At 34.9% G+C, this 19,940-nt stretch carries 25 protein-coding genes; 3 read left to right on the top strand and 22 right to left on the bottom strand.

The window, feature by feature from the left end; genetic code table 11:
• Positions 1 to 38 precede the first annotated feature (38 nt).
• Positions 39 to 659, bottom strand: coding sequence for a recombination mediator RecR (recR, locus tag EZM65_RS12785; RefSeq protein ID WP_136668945.1), 621 nt, complete (start codon positions 657 to 659; stop codon positions 39 to 41).
• Between the two features lie 204 nt (positions 660 to 863).
• On the opposite strand from recR, the gene EZM65_RS12780 reads away from it, so the two are divergent.
• The gene (locus EZM65_RS12780; RefSeq protein WP_136668944.1) at positions 864 to 2,360 is read left to right on the top strand and encodes a sodium:solute symporter; all 1,497 of its coding nucleotides are present in this window, start codon (positions 864 to 866) and stop codon (positions 2,358 to 2,360) included.
• A 28-nt stretch (positions 2,361 to 2,388) separates the two neighbouring features.
• On the opposite strand, the gene EZM65_RS12775 is transcribed toward EZM65_RS12780, so the two are convergent.
• Positions 2,389 to 2,745: a CoA-binding protein gene (locus EZM65_RS12775; RefSeq protein ID WP_136668943.1), complete on the bottom strand. Its 357-nt coding sequence runs from the start codon at positions 2,743 to 2,745 to the stop codon at positions 2,389 to 2,391.
• A gap of 78 nt (positions 2,746 to 2,823) precedes the next feature.
• Here EZM65_RS12775 and EZM65_RS12770 point away from each other — a divergent pair, with 78 nt between their 5' ends.
• The gene (locus EZM65_RS12770; protein WP_136668942.1) at positions 2,824 to 4,479 is read left to right on the top strand and encodes a patatin-like phospholipase family protein; all 1,656 of its coding nucleotides are present in this window, start codon (positions 2,824 to 2,826) and stop codon (positions 4,477 to 4,479) included.
• Positions 4,480 to 4,529: 50 nt separating this feature from the next.
• Complete coding sequence (locus EZM65_RS12765; RefSeq protein ID WP_136668941.1) at positions 4,530 to 5,165, top strand: MarC family NAAT transporter; 636 nt, start codon at positions 4,530 to 4,532, stop codon at positions 5,163 to 5,165.
• A gap of 123 nt (positions 5,166 to 5,288) precedes the next feature.
• On the opposite strand, the gene ctlX is transcribed toward EZM65_RS12765, so the two are convergent.
• From ctlX to rpsN, 20 genes are all read right to left on the bottom strand, one after another.
• The gene (gene ctlX, locus EZM65_RS12760) at positions 5,289 to 6,224 is read right to left on the bottom strand and encodes a citrulline utilization hydrolase CtlX (RefSeq protein WP_136668940.1); all 936 of its coding nucleotides are present in this window, start codon (positions 6,222 to 6,224) and stop codon (positions 5,289 to 5,291) included.
• Between the two features lie 36 nt (positions 6,225 to 6,260).
• The gene (locus EZM65_RS12755; protein WP_136668939.1) at positions 6,261 to 7,217 is read right to left on the bottom strand and encodes an arginase; all 957 of its coding nucleotides are present in this window, start codon (positions 7,215 to 7,217) and stop codon (positions 6,261 to 6,263) included.
• A gap of 160 nt (positions 7,218 to 7,377) precedes the next feature.
• Positions 7,378 to 8,661 (bottom strand): citrate synthase, encoded by a 1,284-nt coding sequence (locus EZM65_RS12750; RefSeq protein ID WP_136668938.1) that lies wholly within the window; start codon positions 8,659 to 8,661, stop codon positions 7,378 to 7,380.
• 1,088 nt (positions 8,662 to 9,749) lie between these two features.
• A complete protein-coding gene (eno, locus tag EZM65_RS12745; protein ID WP_136668937.1) occupies positions 9,750 to 11,042 on the bottom strand; it encodes a phosphopyruvate hydratase in 1,293 nt (430 codons plus the stop codon).
• Positions 11,043 to 11,141: 99 nt separating this feature from the next.
• The gene (carA, locus tag EZM65_RS12740; protein ID WP_136668936.1) at positions 11,142 to 12,251 is read right to left on the bottom strand and encodes a glutamine-hydrolyzing carbamoyl-phosphate synthase small subunit; all 1,110 of its coding nucleotides are present in this window, start codon (positions 12,249 to 12,251) and stop codon (positions 11,142 to 11,144) included.
• 89 nt (positions 12,252 to 12,340) lie between these two features.
• A complete protein-coding gene (rplQ, locus tag EZM65_RS12735) occupies positions 12,341 to 12,823 on the bottom strand; it encodes a 50S ribosomal protein L17 (protein ID WP_136668935.1) in 483 nt (160 codons plus the stop codon).
• A 38-nt stretch (positions 12,824 to 12,861) separates the two neighbouring features.
• Complete coding sequence (locus tag EZM65_RS12730) at positions 12,862 to 13,854, bottom strand: DNA-directed RNA polymerase subunit alpha (protein WP_136668934.1); 993 nt, start codon at positions 13,852 to 13,854, stop codon at positions 12,862 to 12,864.
• A gap of 22 nt (positions 13,855 to 13,876) precedes the next feature.
• The gene (gene rpsD, locus EZM65_RS12725) at positions 13,877 to 14,482 is read right to left on the bottom strand and encodes a 30S ribosomal protein S4 (protein WP_136668933.1); all 606 of its coding nucleotides are present in this window, start codon (positions 14,480 to 14,482) and stop codon (positions 13,877 to 13,879) included.
• A 96-nt stretch (positions 14,483 to 14,578) separates the two neighbouring features.
• Positions 14,579 to 14,962 (bottom strand): 30S ribosomal protein S11, encoded by a 384-nt coding sequence (gene rpsK / locus EZM65_RS12720; RefSeq protein WP_060383151.1) that lies wholly within the window; start codon positions 14,960 to 14,962, stop codon positions 14,579 to 14,581.
• 11 nt (positions 14,963 to 14,973) lie between these two features.
• Positions 14,974 to 15,348 carry a 30S ribosomal protein S13 gene (gene rpsM / locus EZM65_RS12715; RefSeq protein WP_129436238.1) on the bottom strand — a complete coding sequence of 125 codons (375 nt, stop codon included), beginning with the start codon at positions 15,346 to 15,348 and terminating at the stop codon, positions 14,974 to 14,976.
• A gap of 2 nt (positions 15,349 to 15,350) precedes the next feature.
• Positions 15,351 to 15,467: a type B 50S ribosomal protein L36 gene (gene ykgO / locus EZM65_RS12710; RefSeq protein WP_002987490.1), complete on the bottom strand. Its 117-nt coding sequence runs from the start codon at positions 15,465 to 15,467 to the stop codon at positions 15,351 to 15,353.
• 1 nt (position 15,468) lies between these two features.
• Complete coding sequence (infA, locus tag EZM65_RS12705) at positions 15,469 to 15,684, bottom strand: translation initiation factor IF-1 (RefSeq protein ID WP_008254466.1); 216 nt, start codon at positions 15,682 to 15,684, stop codon at positions 15,469 to 15,471.
• Position 15,685: 1 nt separating this feature from the next.
• Positions 15,686 to 17,032: a preprotein translocase subunit SecY gene (gene secY, locus EZM65_RS12700; protein WP_136668931.1), complete on the bottom strand. Its 1,347-nt coding sequence runs from the start codon at positions 17,030 to 17,032 to the stop codon at positions 15,686 to 15,688.
• A gap of 13 nt (positions 17,033 to 17,045) precedes the next feature.
• Positions 17,046 to 17,498 (bottom strand): 50S ribosomal protein L15, encoded by a 453-nt coding sequence (gene rplO, locus EZM65_RS12695; protein ID WP_136668930.1) that lies wholly within the window; start codon positions 17,496 to 17,498, stop codon positions 17,046 to 17,048.
• A 12-nt stretch (positions 17,499 to 17,510) separates the two neighbouring features.
• Positions 17,511 to 17,693: a 50S ribosomal protein L30 gene (rpmD, locus tag EZM65_RS12690; RefSeq protein WP_136668928.1), complete on the bottom strand. Its 183-nt coding sequence runs from the start codon at positions 17,691 to 17,693 to the stop codon at positions 17,511 to 17,513.
• A gap of 12 nt (positions 17,694 to 17,705) precedes the next feature.
• Positions 17,706 to 18,230, bottom strand: coding sequence for a 30S ribosomal protein S5 (gene rpsE / locus EZM65_RS12685; protein ID WP_136668927.1), 525 nt, complete (start codon positions 18,228 to 18,230; stop codon positions 17,706 to 17,708).
• A gap of 6 nt (positions 18,231 to 18,236) precedes the next feature.
• The gene (gene rplR, locus EZM65_RS12680) at positions 18,237 to 18,590 is read right to left on the bottom strand and encodes a 50S ribosomal protein L18 (RefSeq protein WP_136668925.1); all 354 of its coding nucleotides are present in this window, start codon (positions 18,588 to 18,590) and stop codon (positions 18,237 to 18,239) included.
• Positions 18,591 to 18,601: 11 nt separating this feature from the next.
• Positions 18,602 to 19,147, bottom strand: coding sequence for a 50S ribosomal protein L6 (rplF, locus tag EZM65_RS12675; protein ID WP_136668923.1), 546 nt, complete (start codon positions 19,145 to 19,147; stop codon positions 18,602 to 18,604).
• Positions 19,148 to 19,161: 14 nt separating this feature from the next.
• Positions 19,162 to 19,560: a 30S ribosomal protein S8 gene (rpsH, locus tag EZM65_RS12670; protein ID WP_136668921.1), complete on the bottom strand. Its 399-nt coding sequence runs from the start codon at positions 19,558 to 19,560 to the stop codon at positions 19,162 to 19,164.
• Positions 19,561 to 19,668: 108 nt separating this feature from the next.
• Positions 19,669 to 19,938: a 30S ribosomal protein S14 gene (gene rpsN / locus EZM65_RS12665; protein WP_073311697.1), complete on the bottom strand. Its 270-nt coding sequence runs from the start codon at positions 19,936 to 19,938 to the stop codon at positions 19,669 to 19,671.
• Between the last annotated feature and the right edge of the window lie 2 nt (positions 19,939 to 19,940).

Here is a 19,940-nt window from a genome sequence, read left to right as displayed (position 1 = left end):
TCATTTTGGAATTATGAAACGTAAAAATTTTTAAATTGTTATAGATTTTTCAAAGAATTTTCAAACGGAATACGATTTAAAATACTTCTGCCCAATGTGACTTCATCTGCATATTCGAGTTCGTCCCCTACTGAAATTCCTCTCGCTATTGAAGAAGTGATAATCCCTGTGTCTTTTATCTGTTTATAAATGTAGAAATTTGTGGTATCTCCTTCCATTGTTGAACTTAATGCAAAAATAATTTCCTGCACTTTACCCGTTTTTGTTTTTTCGACCAAGCCGGTAATATTTAACTGGCTCGGACCAATACCGTCGATAGGCGAAATCTTCCCTCCCAGAACGTGATAAATCCCCCTGAATTGCCCGGTATTTTCAATCGCCATTACATCGCGGATATCTTCAACCACACAAATTAACTGATGATTTCTGTTGGGATTGGCACATATCTCACAAATATTGGTATCTGAAATATTATAACAGGACTTGCAGAATTTTATATCCTCACGCATTTTTAACAATGCATCGGCCAGATACGCTGTCTGCTCCTTAGGCTGTTTCAGCAAATGCAAAACCAAACGCAATGCTGTACGTTTACCAATCCCTGGTAATTGTGACATTTCCGAAACTGCTTTTTCCAATAATTTTGAAGAGAAATCCATACGGCAAAAGTAGTGATTTTGTTAATTTGTTTATTCGGTAATTTGACTATTCAATCTGTTATAATCACTTAAAAAATATTTCTCAACTAAAGAACAAAACTAAAAATCAGAAATAATTTAAAATTGACATTTTTCTTTTCAAATCACCAAATCACCAAATAAACTTATTTTTCGTATTTTGCCACTTCTAAATTTTCAAGAACAATGACACCATTTGCCATTTTATCATTAATAGTGATTTATTTCGGAATTTTATTTTTCATTTCTCATGTAATGAGTAAAAACAACAGCGGGAATGATGCTTTTTTTAAGGCCAATAAAAATTCAAAATGGTATTTGGTTGCTTTTGGGATGATTGGTACGGCACTTTCAGGAGTAACTTTTATTTCAGTTCCCGGCGAAGTCGGCAATCCTGACTTACAATTTAAATATTTTCAGTTTGTATTAGGAAATGCAATTGGTTTTATAATCGTTGCGACCGTACTGCTTCCGTTGTACTACCGGATGAATCTGACTTCAATTTATGGTTATATCGAACAGCGCCTTGGCAAAACAAGTTACAAAACCGCCGCTTCAATTTTCCTGATCAGCCGTACTATCGGATCTGCTTTTAGATTATATCTGGTTGTAATTGTATTACAACGATATGTTTTTGATTATTATGGCGTTCCATTTACTGCAACTGTATTCTTATCGCTTTTATTAATTTTTGCTTACACTTACAAAGGCGGATTAAAAACAATTATTATCACCGATACATTGCAGACATTCTTCTTGGTTTCATCTGTATTTTTAACCATTTTCTTTATCTGTAACAGTTTGGATTTAAGTATTTTCCAAGCCTTTGAAACAGTTAAAGAAAGTCAATATTCTAAGATTTTCTTTTTTGATGATTATTTAAAGGGAAATTATTTCTGGAAACAAATTCTTGGCGGAATTTTCGTAACCATTGCCATGGTGGGTCTTGATCAGGATTTAATGCAGAAGAATTTGAGTTGTGCCAATATTGGCGAAGCACAAAAAAATATGTTCACTTTCACCGGAATTTTTGTCATCATAAATATCTTCTTTTTGAGTGTAGGTGCGTTATTATATATGTATGCGGAAAAAAACGGAATTGCAGTCCCTATGGTTGATGATGTTGCAAGAACTGATTTCTTATTCCCTGAAATTGCTTTAAAATCACTTGGTTTAATCCCCGCTATTGTATTCTTATTAGGGTTAACCGCTGCTACTTTTGCTACAACAGATTCGGCTTTGACTGCTTTGACAACTTCTTTTTGTGTTGACTTTTTAGGAATGGAAAAAAGCGAAAATGTGAATAATCCTAATATTGTAAAAACACGTCATTTAGTTCATATCGGATTTTCGTTTTTGATGTTTTTAGTTATTGTGTTTTTCAATGCTGTAAATGATGCCTCTGTAGTGAAAATGATTTTCAAAATTGCTTCTTATACTTATGGACCATTATTAGGATTGTATTCTTTTGGGTTATTTATGAAATCTAAAACTGTAAATGATAAACTGGTTCCTTTTATCTGTTTGATTTCTCCCGCTATTTGTTATTTCATTTCCGCTTATTCTGCCGAATGGCTTAACGGATACACCATTGCGGAAGAATTAATCATCATTAACGGGTTAATCACTTTTATAGGTTTATTGTTTATCAGCAAGCCGGCAACCGGAGAGACAAGGTTTTAATTTTTCAATTCAGAAATTTATCAAAAAACTAATATTGGTGCGTACTTAGCAAAACCAGAGTGCAGGCAACTTCTGCTTCAATATTATTTTCGGCCAACAATTTATACAATTCAGGATTTTCTGTACCGGGATTAAAAATGACTCTTTTTGGCTTTAAACCAATAATATAGTCATAAAACTCTTTTTGGCGTTGCGGATTAAGATACAATGTCACGGTATGTATATCTTTCAAATCAGGAAATCCTGTCTCAAACTGAATACCAAACACGGTTTCTTTTCTCAATCCAATAGCTGCAACCTCATGATCATACTGCAGCAGCCTGCTCATGGCAATAAATGAATATCGTTCCGGATTTGCAGAAGCTCCTAATACTAAAGTTTTCATAATACTACTATTAGTTAATAAAATTACTAATTTTATAAATACTCTAAGAAAAAAATTAAACTACTAAAAACTAAAAAAATGACCTTTAAAATTGGCCTTTGTCTGGCTGGAGCTGTTTCTGCAGGAGCTTACAGTGCCGGAGTGGTAGACTATTTAATGGAAGCTTTACATGAATGGGAAAAAAGAAAAGTAAGCGACCCTGAAAACACCCCCAATCATCAAATTGAAATTTCAGCCATAGGAGGTGCTTCCGCAGGTGGCATAACCGGTTTAATCATGGCATCCATGCTTGATGAAGACTGGTCACATGTCAGCAAAATAAACAACATCAAGGATAATTTCTCACAAAACAAGCTTTATAACGCATGGGTTGACATGGAAGAAAACAACATGATGAATAAGCTGCTTGAAACCGAAGACCACAATGCCTGTGATTCTTTATTGAACAGTAATTTTATTGACAGATTAGCCAACAAAATTTTAACCTCTGATTCAAAAACAGAACTCCCAAGACCCTTCATATCAAATAATGTTAAGGTATTTGTCACTTTAACAAATTTAAGAGGTATGGATTTCAACATTGCCTTTCGGTCCAATGCGCAAAAGGGGGAAAATTACATAGTAACCTCACATAATGATTATGCGTGCTTTAACGTTTCAAAAAGCAACGAAAGCCAATATAATAATGATGGCTGGATTCCGCTTGATTTCAAAAACAAGCTGAATGTCGATTTAGCAAAAAGCGCCGCTATGGGTACAGGAGCTTTTCCTGTTTTTTTAAAATCCCGTAATTTTTCAAGGGAAAACAAATATTTGAATGATTTAGATTGGTTCAGTACTATTACGCGTCAGGCTAAAAATCCTTTTACAGAACCGGTAATAACTACCAACAATATTGACGGAGGCGTTATAAACAATGAGCCTTTTGAATATGTCCGAAAGATTTTAGTAGAACAAACAGGACAATCAGACCCCAAACTTTACGAATCCTTTGACACATTTGAAAGCACTATTATTACGATAGACCCATTTCCTAACGGAGAAAATCAAACCAGCACAGGTATCAGAAAAGCAAACTTTATCAATGGGATTTTTGACACTTTAGGAGCTTTAATTGATCAGGCCCGATTAAAACCTTCGGCTTTAATCACAGCTTTAGACAGTAACAATGCCAGTAACTACTTAATTGCACCTGTAAGACATGATGAAACAGGAAACCGGTTTGAAGGTGATGCTGCAATAGCCTGTGGTGCTTTGAGCGGTTTCAGCGGTTTCATCAATAAAGAATTTAGAGTTCATGACTATTTTTTAGGCAGAGCCAATTGCGAGATGTTCCTTAGAGAACACTTTACCGTACCTTTTGATACAAAAAATCCAATAATAAAAAAAGGATATGAAAATATAAACCTTGACAATTTTATTACCGGTGAAGATGAAAAGTTCTTACCAATTATCCCCATTTTTACCCCTAAACAGGAAAAAATGTACATGCCGCAATTTTCCAACAACAAAAATTACCCAACAATAAGTCTGTCATATGTAAATGAGCTTAGGAAAAACATTAAAAAACGTTCCCAGTTCATTATTATGAAATTGGCCGGGGATAATTTTTTCCAAAGAACATTATTATGGATTGGAGCCAAAGTGGTATTAAACAACAAAATAGCCGAAACTACAGTAGAAACCATTATTAAAAACCTTAAAGAATATCAATTATTGGAAAAAGAATCTTAACTTTCGGTTCTATTAAACCCTTTTTAACTCCCTAATTTTACATTTAAAAAATGGATCTATTTTTTTACATTTTTGCGGCCCTTTTTTCTGTTCTCAACCCTATTGGAGCAATCCCAGTATTTGTTGGATTGACTAATGGCTACAACCGGGAAGAGCTGACAAAAACCTCGAGGTGGACTGCCATAAATGTTTTCATTATCATGGTTGTCGCTTATTTTATTGGTGAATATGTTTTGCGTTTTTTCAACATAAGTCTGGAAGCTCTTCGTATTGCCGGAGGTATAATTATTGCCAATTCAGGTTTTGGTTTATTATCGGGAAGAGTAAAAAAACGCAAAGGGATAAATAAAAAAGTTGAAGACGAAGCACAGCAAAAACATGCTATTGCCTTAACCCCGCTTGCCATGCCTTTGTTAGCAGGTCCTGGTTCAATTTCATTATTAATTGCTTTTCATCAGGAACACAATACTCTGACAGCAATTTCAATTGCCATAGGAGCGATATTGGCCGTAGCCCTATCTATTTTTCTTATTTTAAACAGCGCCCACTATTTAGTAAAATATCTAGGAGAAGCCGGAATTGTAGCTATTTCAAGAATTGTTGGATTCTTTGTAATTGCTATTGGAGTTCAATATATTGTAAATGCAATTTTAAAAATTATTGAAAACAGTCACATCATTAAATAAATGACAAATTTCAAAAATTAAAACATAAAAAAGTTTGATTTTTTGAAAAGCAAAATCCCAAATTCCGCACTTCGACAAGCTCAGTGACCGGAATTTGGGATTTTTTTTATTGAATCTGTTTTTTTATTCTTTCGGAAGGAAAACTTCTGCCATCATACAGCGGGCACTGCCTCCCCCGCATGTTTCAATAGTTTCCAGATTAGAATATAAAATTGAAGCGTGTTTTTCTATTTGGTTAATCTGACCTTTGTTTAGTGAATTATAGGCCGATTCACTCATAACCAAATATGTCTTTTCGTTTGCTCCTTTCACCTGAAGCATATTTCCTGCAAAAGCGTTTACCTGACTTTCCGTAATATAAATAATTTCCTTTCCGTCTTGTTTCAAACTTTCAATGACTGATTTTCTTTCGGTTTTATCATCAATACATTCTGAGCAGATTACAGCAAAAGTCTCCCCAATTGACATCATCACATTCGTATGATAAATCAATTCCCTATCTCCATTGACTGCTTGGTAAGCATTAAAAATTATTGGTGTAAATTCAAAATCCTCGCAAAACTCGATAAACAAATCTTCATCTGCTCTTGGTGACAACGCACAATACGCTTTACCGTTAGCCCTATCCAAAATTATACTTCCTGTACCTTCAAGAAAAACACCTTCTTCTTCAGCCAAGGTATAATCCATCACGTCATTGATAACAAAACCCTGATCTTCCAACACATCCAAAATATCCTCTCGGCGTTCCAATCTTCGGTTTTCGGCAAACATTGGATACAGAATAACATCACCGCTTTCATGAAAAGAAATCCAATTGTTTGGAAAAACAGAATCAGGCGTATCAGTATCTTTTGTATCATCAACTACAATTACATTAACACCAACTGCTTTTAATTTATCCACAAAAGCATCAAATTCGTTTTGTGCCTTAGCCGTTATCGCAGCCGGCAGTATTCCGTTACTATTTTTCTGATAATAATTATTCACAGCCGTTTGTTCGTTCATTCGAAACGAAACAGGGCGGATCATCAATATTGTATTTGTAATTTGATTCAAAATGTATTTTTTTAAACCTTTTAAAAGGCAATAAAACTATCTGTTTTTTACAACATCAGTGACTGCTTCTACTATATCTAAAGTGATTTCAGCCATTGCATTAACTTTTTCATCCAGACAAGGATTTACTTCAACAATTTCTATACAAGCCGTTTTAGTATTGGCTGCCATTTTCATCATCAATTCCTTAGCTTCATCAGGAGTAATTCCGTCAGGTACCGGAGTTCCCGTCCCATGTGATGACAAATCAGGATCCATAGAATCAACATCAAAAGTCACATAAACCAAATCACAATCTTTCAATTGCTCATTAATTATTTTTAATGCTGCATTAACACCTTCTTTTCGAATTTGTTCAACAGTAATCAACTTGATTCCTAATCGTTCAATAACCGATTCTTCTTCGGGCTCAGTATCTCTTACAGCGACATAGACCATATCATCTGCATTGATTTTTTTTGAAATACCGCCAACATTTTTAAGTTTTCTCCAAAGTTCTTCCGTTTCAGAATCGATATCATTGATTTTACATTCCAGATTATCAATATCCATAACCGAAGCCAATGGCATACCATGCATATTCCCTGAAGGTGTTGTGTAAGGTGTATGAATATCAGCATGTGCATCAATCCAAACAGCTCCAATACGTTTATCCGGGAAAGCTGATTTTAAACCTGAGATGGTTCCGCCTGCTGAACCATGGTCTGCAGCTAAAATTATAGGGAACGAATTGTTTTTAAGAAGAGAAGAAACTTTAGAATTCAGTTCTTCATAAATAGATAGTAGTCCGTCTATACGTTTTGCAAAAGGATATTTTGTAGGTTTATCCAAATATCCGTTAACGTTTTGAATTTTGTCAAGAGTATTTTCCCCAAAAATATAACTCCCTTTTTTTCTGGCAGCGGTTATAATTGCATCCGGACCTAATGATGCACCGCGCGTTCCTGCTGTAATTTCTGATTTGTTTATTAGAAAAGTAACATTCGTACTCATAAAAGATTTGATTGGATAACAGCTTAACGAAAAGAGCAAGTTTTAAAAATGCGTTTTAGTTTAGTTTTTTATGAAAGCTAAGCAATTATCTGTTTCTTGGGCAAATATAAAAAAAAGCCTCTCGAAATGAGAAGCTTTTTTAATTATTAATTTATCAACATTATCTTTTATCCATTGCAACAAACGGACGTAATGCATAACCTGTATAAACCTGACGCGGACGTCCAATAGGCTCTTTGTTCAATCTCATTTCTTTCCATTGCGCAATCCATCCCGGTAAACGGCCAATAGCAAATAATACTGTAAACATATCTGTTGGAATTCCTAAAGCACGGTAGATAATACCAGAATAGAAATCTACGTTTGGATATAATTTTCTATCTACGAAATATGGATCTACTAAAGCTGCTTCTTCCAATTGCTTGGCAATATTCAAAATTGGATCATTAACACCTAATTCAGCCAATACTTCATCAGCTGCTTTTTTGATGATTTTTGCACGAGGGTCAAAGTTTTTGTATACTCTGTGTCCGAATCCCATTAAACGGAAATCATCATTTTTATCTTTTGCTCTTTCTAATGCTTTTTGTGCATCACCACCATCTTTTTGGATTTGCTCCAACATTTCCAATACCGCCTGGTTAGCACCACCATGTAAAGGCCCCCATAAAGCAGAAACACCTGCAGAAATAGAAGCAAACAAACCAGCGTGAGAAGAGCCAACGATTCTAACTGTAGAAGTAGAACAGTTTTGTTCGTGGTCAGCATGCAGGATAAACAACTTATCCAAAGCATTGATTACTGTTTTATTGATAGTGTAAGGACCGGTTGGCAATGAGAACATTAACTTCATGAAGTTATCTACATAACCAATAGTATTATCATAGTAGTTTAATGGGTAACCCATCATTTTACGGTATGTCCAAGTTGCAATAACAAGGAATTTACCCATTGATTTGCAGATTGCCTCATACATTTCCGCTTCATTTTCCACATTAACCACTTTAGGGTTAAACGCGGTCAATGCACTTGTAAGCGAAGATAAAACACCCATGGGGTGTGCTGTTTTAGGAAAACCATCAATGATGTTTTTCATTTCTTCGTTTACCAAAGTGTATTTACGAATATCGTTTTCGAATTTTTCCAATTGTGATTTTGTAGGCAACTCTCCAAAAATAACAAGGTAAGATACTTCAAGAAAATCAGCTTTTTCAGCTAAATCTTCAATGGCATAACCTCTGTAACGAAGTATTCCTTCTTCTCCATCAAGGAAAGTAATATCACTTTTACAAGAACCTGAATTTTTATACCCTGGGTCTAAGGTAATCGCGCCTGTTAAAGCACGTAATTTTTCAATGTCGATAGCCGCTTCGTTTTCAGATCCCACTATTACCGGGAACTCGTACTTGTTGCCATCGTACTCTAATATCGCTGTTTTTGACATAATATAATTTGGGAATTAATCTGACAATATATATTTTAACAAATTTAGCGAAATAAGTATTAAATAAAAAAGTTTTACTGAAACGTTTTCGTTAAATCTTTAATAAAAAAAGAGAAACCAGACAGAAACTACCCAACGATATAACCCGCAAAACGCAAATTGATTATTTTCTTTAGATTCAATCATCAAAACAGCCATAATAAACTTATTATCAACCAAACTATCAGAATTATAAGTAATTTTGCTATGCATTTTTATTTTAAGCAGATTTCACTTCGGCGAAGCAAGACAAAATGAATATTTTAAAATCACACCTTGCCTTATATTTCCTTTTTGGAATCCTTTATTTCCTTTCCATTTGTATGGACTGGACTTATTTATCCTATATTGCCAAGCCACTCTTTATAGGTGCAATAAGCTTTTATTACTTTGAAGAAAGCAAAAAACCGGTCAATTATTACAATTGCACCATTTTAGCATTATTATTTTTTTCCGGCGTAATTAATTTACTGGAAGGATATAGCTATTTTATATATGTGCTGTTTTTTAATTTTCTGGCTTACTGCATACTCCTTTTCAAATTAATTAAAGAATTATCCAAAATGAAGCTTTATAAAATTGAAAAAGCAAGCTACTTATCTATTTTACTTACGCTCATTTTTTTAAGCTGTGTTTTATACATTTCCTCATTTATAGTTTTTGACCGCTCTTTTGAACTATACAAAGTAATTTTAGTGTACGGGTTCACATTAATAACGTTGTCTTTTTGTGCGGCTTTTATGTACTTAGTCAAGTTCAATCAAAAAAACACCTATCTTATTCTTTATACCTTAAACATTATCATCTGCGAACTTTTCTACGGCATTTACCATTATTACTATAAAGTCCCTTTGTTACGATTTACGAGTATTTTTTGCTATATCCTTTCTTTTTACTTTTTAGCACATTATTTTTTAAAAGAGAGTAACGAACAAGTCAAAGAATAAATCAATTCCTTTTTATAAACTTCAAACAACTGACATGACCTACAAAAAAATACCCGTTAATTTAAAAACTAACGGGCATCCTGTATCTATTAGAAAAACCAATTATTTCACCTTGAAAGCATTTTTACCAGGAAAATAAGCAACATCTCCTAATTCTTCTTCAATTCTTAAAAGCTGGTTGTATTTTGCCATACGATCTGAACGGGAAGCAGAACCAGTTTTAATCTGACCACAGTTTAAAGCCACTGCTAAGTCAGCAATCGTATTATCTTCAGTTTCGCCTGAACGGTGTGACATTACTGATGTATAACCTGCGTTATGAGCCATATTTACAGCTGCAATCGTTTCAGTTAAAGTACCTATCTGGTTTACTTTAATCAAAATTGAATTGGCAATTCCTTCAGAAATACCTCGAGATAAACGTTCAACATTAGTGACAAATAAATCATCACCAACTAATTGTACTTTATTGCCAATTTTTTCAGTCAACAATTTCCATCCATTCCAGTCGTCTTCATACATACCGTCTTCAATTGAAACAATTGGATATTTAGCAGCCAATTCAGCCAAATATTCAGCTTGCTCGGCAGATGTTCTTACTTTACCGGTTGCTCCTTCAAATTTTGTATAATCATATTTACCATCCACATAAAATTCTGAAGCCGCGCAATCCAAAGCAATCATAATATCTTCACCAAAAACATATCCGGCTTTTTCCACAGCCAATTTGATTGAATCCAAAGCATCTTCTGTACCACCAGCCAGATTTGGCGCAAAACCACCTTCATCACCTACTGCAGTAGATAAGTTTCTGTCATGCAATACTTTTTTAAGGTTATGAAAAATTTCAGTTCCCATTTGCATAGCATGTGTAAAAGAAGTTGCTTTTACCGGCATAATCATAAATTCCTGAAATGCAATAGGCGCATCAGAATGCGAACCGCCGTTGATGATATTCATCATTGGAACCGGCAATGTATTTCCGGAAACACCACCCACGTAACGATACAAAGGCAATCCTAATTCGTTAGCAGCCGCTTTAGCCACAGCCAAAGAAACACCTAAAATAGCGTTTGCCCCTAATTTAGATTTATTAGCAGTACCGTCTAAATCGATCATAATTTTGTCGATTAGATTTTGTTCAAAAACAGAAGTTCCTACCAACGCTTCAGCAATTGTAGTATTTACATTTTCTACCGCTTTTAAAACACCTTTACCCATGAAAGATTTTCCGCCGTCACGTAATTCAACAGCTTCATGTTCACCTGTAGAAGCTCCTGACGGAACTGCCGCACGTCCTAAAATACCGTTTTCAGTTACTACATCAACTTCCACTGTAGGATTTCCTCTCGAGTCAAGAATTTGTCTTGCGTGTACTTTTATAATAATGCTCATATTTTAAAGTTTTGAATTTTATTTTGAATGAAACACAAATTTATCCATTCTTTACCAAGGATAACTCATTAAAATAAAATTGTTATTAACGATAACGTTTTAGTTTTTACTGGATTTTATATTTTCAATGAATTGGTCAAACAGATATGATGAATCGTGTGGTCCTGGACTCGCTTCCGGATGATATTGCACCGAGAAGCAGTTTTTAGACTTCATTCTCATTCCTGCAACTGTTCCGTCATTCAGATGAACATGTGTAATTTCCAATTCATTATGCTTTTCCAGTTCTTCTTTATTTACAGCAAAACCGTGGTTTTGAGAAGTAATTTCCCCTCTGCCGGTCAATAAGTTTTTCACAGGATGGTTGATTCCTCTGTGCCCGTTAAACATTTTGTAAGTAGAAACACCATTTGCCAAAGCGATTACCTGATGTCCAAGACAAATCCCGAATAAAGGATGATTATTATTCATAATCTGCTTTGCCACATTGATTGCGCTTTCTAAAGGATCCGGATCACCGGGACCGTTTGAAAGGAAAAAACCATCAGGATTAAAAGATTTCATGTCCTCATAAGTTGCATTATAAGGAAACACTTTAATATAACAATCTCTTTTTGCAAGGTTTCTTAAGATATTTCTTTTTATACCTAAATCAAGAGCAGAAATTTTATAAGATGCATTTTCATCACCAAAGAAATAAGGTTCTTTAGTTGACACTTTGGAAGCCAATTCCAATCCGTTCATGTCCGGAATACCCGCCAATTCTTTTTTCAATTCTTCTACAGAAGTACCATCTGTACAAATCACAGCATTTTGTGCACCATAATCACGGATATAACTTACCAAGGCACGGGTATCAACATCTGAAATACAGATTAAATTCTGCTTTTCGAAATAATCATATAAATTACTTTCCGAATCAGGACGTGAATGAAACATTGAAAAGTTTTTACAAACCAGACCGGAAATCATTATTCTGTCTGATTCTACTTCATTCTCATTAACCCCATAATTACCTATGTGGGCATTTGTGGCTACCATAATCTGTCCGAAGTAAGACGGATCAGTAAAAATCTCCTGATAACCGGTAGTTCCGGTATTAAAACAAACTTCACCAAAAGTTTTACCTGTTATACCAATTGATTTACCATGAAAAATAGTTCCGTCTGCAAGGAGTAAAATAGCAGGCTGTTTTGTTGTGTGTTGCATTGTAGTTAAAAGTTTTGCAAATTTATTCAAAAAAAAAGGATAAACTAAAATGTTTATCCTTTTTTATATTTATGAATTGAGCATCATAATTATTCTGCAGATTCAGAAGATTCTTCAGTTGCAGGAGCTTCAGGAGCAGTTTCAGCTTTTTTAGCTTTACCACCACGACGGCTCTTAGCCTTCTTAACTTCTTTCTTACCACCGTTGTATAATTCATTGAAGTCAACCAACTCAATCATAGCCATATCAGCGTTATCTCCTAAACGGTTACCTAACTTGATGATACGAGTGTATCCTCCTGGACGGTCACCTACTTTTGCAGCAACATCTCTGAACAAATCAGTTACAGCATATTTACTTCTTAAGTATGAGAAAACGATACGACGATTGTGAGTAGTATCTTCTTTTGATTTTGTGATAAGTGGCTCAACAAATTGTTTAAGCGCTTTTGCTTTAGCGACAGTAGTGTTAATACGCTTGTGCTCGATTAGAGAGCAAGCCATATTAGCCAACATAGCTTTTCTATGTCCAGCCTGTCTGCTTAAATGGTTTACTTTTTTTCCGTGTCTCATTGCTATTGTAAATTTAATTCTAAATACTTAGAACTAGATTATTCTTTATCTAACTTATATTTTGACAAGTCCATTCCGAAAGTTAAATTCTTGTTGGCAACCAATTCATCAAGCTCAGTTAATGATTTTTTACCGAAGTTACGGAACTTCATTAAGTCGTTTTTATTGAATGATACTAAATCACCTAATGTATCAACTTCAGCAGCTTTTAAGCAATTTAATGCTCTTACAGATAAGTCCATATCAACTAATTTAGTTTTCAATAGTTGTCTCATGTGTAATGATTCTTCATCGTAAGAATCAGTTTGAGCAATTTCATCAGCCTCTAGAGTGATTCTCTCATCAGAGAATAACATAAAATGGTGAATTAATACTTTTGCAGCTTCAGTAAGAGCATCTTTAGGGTGAATAGATCCATCAGTTTTGATTTCAAAAACTAATTTTTCATAGTCCGTTTTTTGCTCAACACGGAAGTTTTCAATTGCATACTTCACGTTCTTTACCGGAGTAAAGATTGAATCAGTAAATATAGTACCGATTGCAGCATTTTGTTTTTTGTTTTCCTCAGCAGGAACATAACCACGACCTTTTTCGATAGTCATTTCCATGTTAAGGTTTACTTTACTGTCTAAGTTACAAATTACTAATTCCGGGTTTAATACCTGAAATCCAGAGATGAATTTTTGGAAATCACCAGCAGTAATTTGATCTTTTCCTGAAAGAGAAATAGAAACTGATTCGTTATCAATATCTTCAATTTGACGTTTGAAACGTACTTGTTTTAAGTTAAGGATAATTTCAGTTACATCTTCTACTACTCCAGGAATAGTTGAGAATTCATGCTCAACACCTTCAATACGGATTGAAGTGATTGCATAACCCTCAAGAGCAGAAAGTAATACTCTTCTTAGTGCGTTACCCACAGTCAATCCGTAACCTGGTTCAAGAGGTCTGAATTCGAATTTACCTTCGAAGTCAGTAGAATCGATCATGATAACTTTATCGGGCTTCTGAAAATTAAATATTGCCATAAATTTCGACTGATGTCAATTATTATTTGTTGTACAATTCGACGATTAGTTGTTCTTTAATGTTCTCCGTGATTTGGATTCTTTGAGGAACAGATACGAAAGTACCTTCTTTAGTATCATTATTCCAAGTAATCCACTCATATACGTGAGAAGAAGCAGCTAAAGAACGTTCGATAGTCTCTAAAGATTTAGATTTTTCACGAACAGCAACTTTGTCACCAGGTTTTAAATGGTAAGAAGGAACGTTAACCACTTCACCATTTACTGTAATATGTCTGTGAGATACAATTTGTCTAGCAGCTCTTCTTGATGGAGCGATACCCATTCTGAAAACTACGTTATCTAAACGAGCTTCACATAATTGTAAAAGGATTTCACCTGTTACACCTTTAGAAGCAGCAGCTTTTTCGAATAAGTTTCTGAATTGCTTTTCTAAAATACCGTAAGTATATTTAGCTTTTTGCTTTTCCATTAACTGGATTGCATATTCAGATTTTTTACCTCTCTTTTTAGCTAAACCATGTTGCCCTGGAGGGTAATTTCTTTTTTCGAAGGCTCTATCGTCTCCGAAGATTGCTTCGCCAAATTTACGAGCAATTTTAGTTTGAGGACCAGTATATCTTGCCATTTTAAAAATTTGTTTAAGGTTGAGATTATGAATTCAGGTCTTATTTATCCTCCGATAATCTATAATCAACCTAGTTATACTTAATAATTATAAAAATTAAACTCTACGTCTTTTTGGAGGACGGCATCCGTTGTGTGGTAGTGGAGTAACGTCGATGATTTCAGTTACTTCGATACCTGAGTTATGGATTGAGCGGATTGCTGATTCTCTTCCGTTTCCAGGTCCTTTTACGAACACTTTCACTTTTTTAAGACCAGCTTCTAAAGCAACTTTTGAACAGTCTTCAGCTGCCATTTGAGCTGCATACGGAGTATTCTTTTTAGAACCTCTGAAGCCCATTTTACCAGCAGATGACCAAGCTACAACTTCACCTTTCTTATTTGTCAAAGAAATGATAATGTTGTTAAAAGTTGAACTCACGTGTGCTTCACCAGTAGACTCAACAACAACTTTACGTTTTTTTGTATTTGCTTTCGCCATATTACTACTTATTATTTAGTTGCTTTTTTCTTGTTTGCAACAGTTTTTCTTTTACCTTTTCTTGTTCTAGAATTGTTCTTAGTTCTTTGACCTCTCAAAGGAAGACCAGATCTGTGACGGATTCCTCTGTAACATCCGATATCCATTAAACGTTTGATGTTTAATGAAGTTTCAGAACGTAGTTCACCTTCAATTTTGTAGTATGATACTGCGTCACGGATTGCTCCGATCTCGTCGTCATTCCAATCTTGAACTTTTTTGTCCTGACTCACCTGAGCTTTTTCTAAAATCTCGATAGCTCTGCTTTTTCCAATTCCGAAGATATAGGTTAAAGCAATAACTCCTCTTTTATTTTTAGGTATATCTACCCCTGCTATTCTTGCCATAATTATCCTTGTCTTTGTTTAAATCTAGGATTCTTTTTGTTAATAACGTATAATCTTCCTTTTCTGCGAACGATAATGCATTCTGCACTACGTTTCTTTACTGATGCTCTTACTTTCATTTTAATATCTATAAGTAATTCTTGCTTTAGACAAATCGTAAGGGCTCATTTCCAGTTTCACTTTGTCACCAGGTAACAATTTAATGTAATGCATACGCATTTTCCCGGAAATGTGAGCAATTACAATATGCCCGTTTTCTAACTCTACACGGAACATTGCATTTGACAATGCTTCAATTATTGTCCCGTCTTGTTCAATTGCTGATTGTTTTGCCATATTAAGCTACTGCTTTTCTGTTTTTACCACTTTTCATCAAACCATCATAATGTTGATTCAACAAGTATGAATTGATTTGCTGAATTGTATCGATTGCAACTCCAACCAAAATCAATAATGATGTACCTCCGAAAAACAATGCCCATTGAGACTGCACACCCATTACGCTTACTACGATTGCTGGGAACACAGCAAGCAACGCAAGGAATATTGCACCCGGGAAAGTTATTAAAGACATCACATGATCTAAAAAGTCTGCTGTTTCCACTCCTGGCTTAACACCTGGAATAAAACCGCCGCTTCTTTTTAAATCATCAGCCATTCTACTGGTTGGCATAGTAATCGCAGTGTAAAAGTACGTAAAAATTACAATTAACGCAGCAAACACTAGGTTATACTCCCAACCAAATATGTTTTGAAATCTTGTACTGATTGATTGTGCTGTTTCAGAAGATGATAAACCAGCTACAGCAGCAGGTATAAACATAATTGCTTGCGCAAAAATGATTGGCATAACACCTGAAGCATTTAATTTTAATGGTATAAACTGACGGTTACCTCCCATTAAATCCTGCTCTAAGTCACCTGATACCGTACGGCGTGCATACTGTACAGCAACTTTTCTGATAGCCATTGTCATTAAAACACATGCAATAATTACTAGTAACCACACGATGATTTCTACAACAATTTTCATGATACCTCCGTTGTTTTGAGAAACAGCAGACGAAAACTCTTGTGCAAACGCTTGTGGCAAACGAGCAACAATACCTACTAAAATTAATAAAGAAATACCGTTACCTATACCTTTATCTGTAATTTTCTCTCCTAACCACATAGCAAAAATTGTACCTGTTGAAAGGATTACTACAGATGAAAACAAGAAAGCAAACGAGTTAAATCCTAACAAGAAAGCATCACCAGGCAAAGTACGGAATAGATTATAAATATAACCTGGCCCTTGTACTAAAGTAATACCTATAGTTAACCATCTTGTAATTTGGTTCATTTTCTTTCTGCCACTTTCTCCTTCTTTTTGCAGTTTTTGTAAATAAGGAACCGCGATTCCCATTAACTGTACTACAATTGAAGCAGAAATGTAAGGCATAATACCTAACGCAAACACTGAAGCCTGAGAAAAAGCACCACCTGTAAATACGTTTATTAACCAACCAATACCTTTGTCAGTCTGATCAGTTAATCCTTGTAATTTAGTAGCGTCAATCCCAGGTAATGTAACGTGAGCTCCAAAACGATAAACTAACAGAAATCCTAATGTAATTAGGATTCTGTTTCTTAGTTCCTCAATTTTCCAAACGTTTTGTACCGATTCAATAAATTTTTTCATCGTGTCTAGAAAATTATAATTCTATAGCTTCACCGCCAGCTGCTTCGATAGCCGCTTTAGCTGTTGCTGTGAATTTGTGTGCACTAACTTTTAATTTAGCTTTAAGCTCACCTCTACCTAAAATTTTTACAACTTCAGTTTTAGTAGCTAAACGGTTTGCAACCAATGTAGTGAAATCTACAGTATCAGTTACAATACCATTATCAACTAGAGCTTGTAATGTATCTAAGTTTACACCTTGATATTCAACTCTGTTAATATTTTTGAATCCAAACTTAGGAACACGTCTTTGAAGAGGCATCTGACCTCCTTCAAAACCAATTTTCTTAGAGTAACCAGAACGAGACTTAGCTCCTTTGTGACCACGTGCAGCGGTACCACCTTTTCCAGAACCTTCACCTCTACCTACTCTTTTGTTTTGGTTATGCGTTGAACCTTCAGCTGGCTGTAAATTACTTAAATTCATAACAGTTATTTGTTATTTAGTTTCTTCAACAGAAACTAAGTGTTTAACTTTATTTACCATTCCAAGGATTGCAGGAGTTGCTTCATGCTCAACTACTTGACCCATTTTACGAAGTCCTAAAGCTTGCATTGTTCTCTTTTGATCCTGAGGACAATTGATCTTGCTTCTTACTTGTTTTACTAATATCTTAGCCATAATTTCCTTGAATTAACCTTTGAATACTTTCTCTAAAGATACTCCTCTTTGTTTAGCAACAGTAACTGCGCTTCTCATTTGCAATAAAGCATCGAAAGTAGCTTTTACCACGTTGTGAGGGTTAGAAGAACCTTGAGATTTAGACAATACATCGTGAATACCTACAGATTCAAGAACCGAACGAACAGCACCACCGGCAATTACTCCGGTACCGTGAGAAGCAGGCATTAATAATACTCTTGCCCCACCGAATTTACCTTTTTGCTCGTGAGGTACAGATTGTCCGCTTAAAGGAATTCTAACTAAGTTTTTCTTAGCATCCTCTACTGCTTTTGCAATAGCTTCAGAAACGTCTTTAGATTTTCCTAATCCGTGACCTACTACACCGTTCTCATCACCTACTACTACGATAGCAGAGAAACCGAATGCTCTACCACCTTTAGTAACTTTAGTAACACGATTTACACTAACCAAACGATCTTTCAATTCAAGACCTCCTGGTTTTACTAGTTCTACGTTTTTATAATTATGATACATAATTTCTTAGAATTTTAATCCAGCCGCTCTAGCGCCTTCTGCTAATGATTGAACACGACCATGGTATAAATAACCACCTCTATCAAATGTTACTGTATCGATACCTGCTTTTAAAGCTTTTTCTGCAACCAGTTTACCTACCACAGCGGCAACTTCAATTTTAGTACCTTTTGTATCAACCGCTTTTTCACGAGAAGAAGCAGCTAATAATGTAACACCATTTACATCATCTATAAGCTGTGCATAGATTTCTTTGTTACTTCTGAATACAGATAAACGAGGTCTTGCAGCAGTTCCGCTTACAATCTTTCTGATTCTGTACTGTATTCTTTGTCTTCTTTCAGATTTTGTTAATGACATAATCTTAATTTTTAAGCTGATTTACCTGCTTTTCTTCTTAATACTTCACCTACAAACTTAATACCTTTTCCTTTGTATGGTTCAGGCTTACGGAATGAACGGATTTTAGCCGCTACTTGTCCTAATAATTGTTTGTCATAAGAAGTTAGCTTTACAATTGGGTTCTTACCTTTTTCAGAAATTGTTTCCACAATTACTTCTGGAGCAACTTCTAAAACGATATTGTGTGAATAACCTAAAGCTAAATCAAGTTTGTTTCCTTGATTAGCTGCACGGTATCCTACCCCAACAAATTCTAATTCTTTTGTAAAACCAGTAGATACACCAGTAATCATGTTATTGATTAAAGCTCTAAATAAACCGTGTTGAGCTCTTTCTTCTTTGCTATCGGCAGCTCTTGAAACAAGAACTTGATTTTCTTCAACAGTTACAGTAACATTGTTTGTAAACTCTTGAGAAAGCTGCCCTAGTTTTCCTTTTACTGTAACCACAGCACCGTTAACTTCTACAGTAACGCCAGCTGGAATTGCAATTGGATTTTTACCTATTCTTGACATTTCTTATCTCTTTTTTAGTATACGTAACAAATTACTTCACCACCTACATTTAATTGTCTTGCCTGCTTATCAGTCATTACTCCTTTTGAAGTAGAAACGATAGCAACACCTAAACCATTTAAAATCCTAGGTAATTTTGTAGCACCTGCGTACTTACGTAAACCTGGTTTACTAATTCTTTGAATGTTCTTGATTACTGACTCTTTAGTATCTTTATCATACTTAAGAGCGATTTTGATAGTACCTTGTACAGCACTGTCTTCGAACTTGTAACTAAGGATGTAACCTTGATCGAATAAGATTTTTGTGATTTCTTTTTTCAAGTTAGAAGCAGGAATCTCAACCACTTTGTGGCTAGCTTGCGCTGCATTTCTAATTCTTGTCAAGAAATCCGCAATTGGATCTGTATACATTATAAACAAAATTGTGGTTATGGTTTTCAATCCGCCCTCAGCGGATTGAACCTATAACCTATTAAACTTTAATATTTCAAGTTTGCAAATATAATACTTTTTTGCAAACTACCAAGAAGCTTTTTTCACTCCTGGAATCAATCCGCTGTTAGCCATTTCACGGAATGTAACACGTGAAATTCCGAATTGACGCATATACCCTCTTGGTCTACCTGTTAATTTACAACGATTGTGTAAACGAACCGGTGAAGCATTTTTCGGTAATTTCTGTAAAGCAGCATAATCTCCAGCTTCTAACAAAGCTTTTCTTTTCTCTGCATATTTTTCTACCGTTTTTTGTCTTTTAACCTCACGGGCTTTCATTGATTCTTTAGCCATGT

Source organism: Flavobacterium sp. H122 (genome assembly GCF_004959765.1).
In the GTDB taxonomy this organism is placed as follows: domain Bacteria; phylum Bacteroidota; class Bacteroidia; order Flavobacteriales; family Flavobacteriaceae; genus Flavobacterium.
This window is presented reverse-complemented; position numbering and strand designations above follow the sequence as displayed.

Coding starts and splice junctions, on each gene's coding strand:
- EZM65_RS12770 (WP_136668942.1), top strand. CDS start 2,824: ATGACCTTTAAAATTGGCCTTTGTCTGGCTGGAGCTGTTTCTGCAGGA.
- rpmD (WP_136668928.1), bottom strand. CDS start 17,693: ATGGCTAAGATATTAGTAAAACAAGTAAGAAGCAAGATCAATTGTCCT.
- rpsD (WP_136668933.1), bottom strand. CDS start 14,482: ATGGCAAGATATACTGGTCCTCAAACTAAAATTGCTCGTAAATTTGGC.
- carA (WP_136668936.1), bottom strand. CDS start 12,251: ATGCAACACACAACAAAACAGCCTGCTATTTTACTCCTTGCAGACGGA.
- rpsH (WP_136668921.1), bottom strand. CDS start 19,560: ATGTATACAGATCCAATTGCGGATTTCTTGACAAGAATTAGAAATGCA.
- rpsE (WP_136668927.1), bottom strand. CDS start 18,230: ATGTATCATAATTATAAAAACGTAGAACTAGTAAAACCAGGAGGTCTT.
- eno (WP_136668937.1), bottom strand. CDS start 11,042: ATGAGCATTATTATAAAAGTACACGCAAGACAAATTCTTGACTCGAGA.
- rpsN (WP_073311697.1), bottom strand. CDS start 19,938: ATGGCTAAAGAATCAATGAAAGCCCGTGAGGTTAAAAGACAAAAAACG.
- EZM65_RS12775 (WP_136668943.1), bottom strand. CDS start 2,745: ATGAAAACTTTAGTATTAGGAGCTTCTGCAAATCCGGAACGATATTCA.
- rplF (WP_136668923.1), bottom strand. CDS start 19,147: ATGTCAAGAATAGGTAAAAATCCAATTGCAATTCCAGCTGGCGTTACT.
- EZM65_RS12755 (WP_136668939.1), bottom strand. CDS start 7,217: ATGAGTACGAATGTTACTTTTCTAATAAACAAATCAGAAATTACAGCA.
- rpsK (WP_060383151.1), bottom strand. CDS start 14,962: ATGGCGAAAGCAAATACAAAAAAACGTAAAGTTGTTGTTGAGTCTACT.
- rplO (WP_136668930.1), bottom strand. CDS start 17,498: ATGAATTTAAGTAATTTACAGCCAGCTGAAGGTTCAACGCATAACCAA.
- ykgO (WP_002987490.1), bottom strand. CDS start 15,467: ATGAAAGTAAGAGCATCAGTAAAGAAACGTAGTGCAGAATGCATTATC.
- secY (WP_136668931.1), bottom strand. CDS start 17,032: ATGAAAAAATTTATTGAATCGGTACAAAACGTTTGGAAAATTGAGGAA.
- EZM65_RS12765 (WP_136668941.1), top strand. CDS start 4,530: ATGGATCTATTTTTTTACATTTTTGCGGCCCTTTTTTCTGTTCTCAAC.
- EZM65_RS12750 (WP_136668938.1), bottom strand. CDS start 8,661: ATGTCAAAAACAGCGATATTAGAGTACGATGGCAACAAGTACGAGTTC.
- infA (WP_008254466.1), bottom strand. CDS start 15,684: ATGGCAAAACAATCAGCAATTGAACAAGACGGGACAATAATTGAAGCA.
- EZM65_RS12730 (WP_136668934.1), bottom strand. CDS start 13,854: ATGGCAATATTTAATTTTCAGAAGCCCGATAAAGTTATCATGATCGAT.
- rplR (WP_136668925.1), bottom strand. CDS start 18,590: ATGTCATTAACAAAATCTGAAAGAAGACAAAGAATACAGTACAGAATC.
- rpsM (WP_129436238.1), bottom strand. CDS start 15,348: ATGGCAAGAATAGCAGGGGTAGATATACCTAAAAATAAAAGAGGAGTT.
- rplQ (WP_136668935.1), bottom strand. CDS start 12,823: ATGAGACACGGAAAAAAAGTAAACCATTTAAGCAGACAGGCTGGACAT.
- EZM65_RS12780 (WP_136668944.1), top strand. CDS start 864: ATGACACCATTTGCCATTTTATCATTAATAGTGATTTATTTCGGAATT.
- recR (WP_136668945.1), bottom strand. CDS start 659: ATGGATTTCTCTTCAAAATTATTGGAAAAAGCAGTTTCGGAAATGTCA.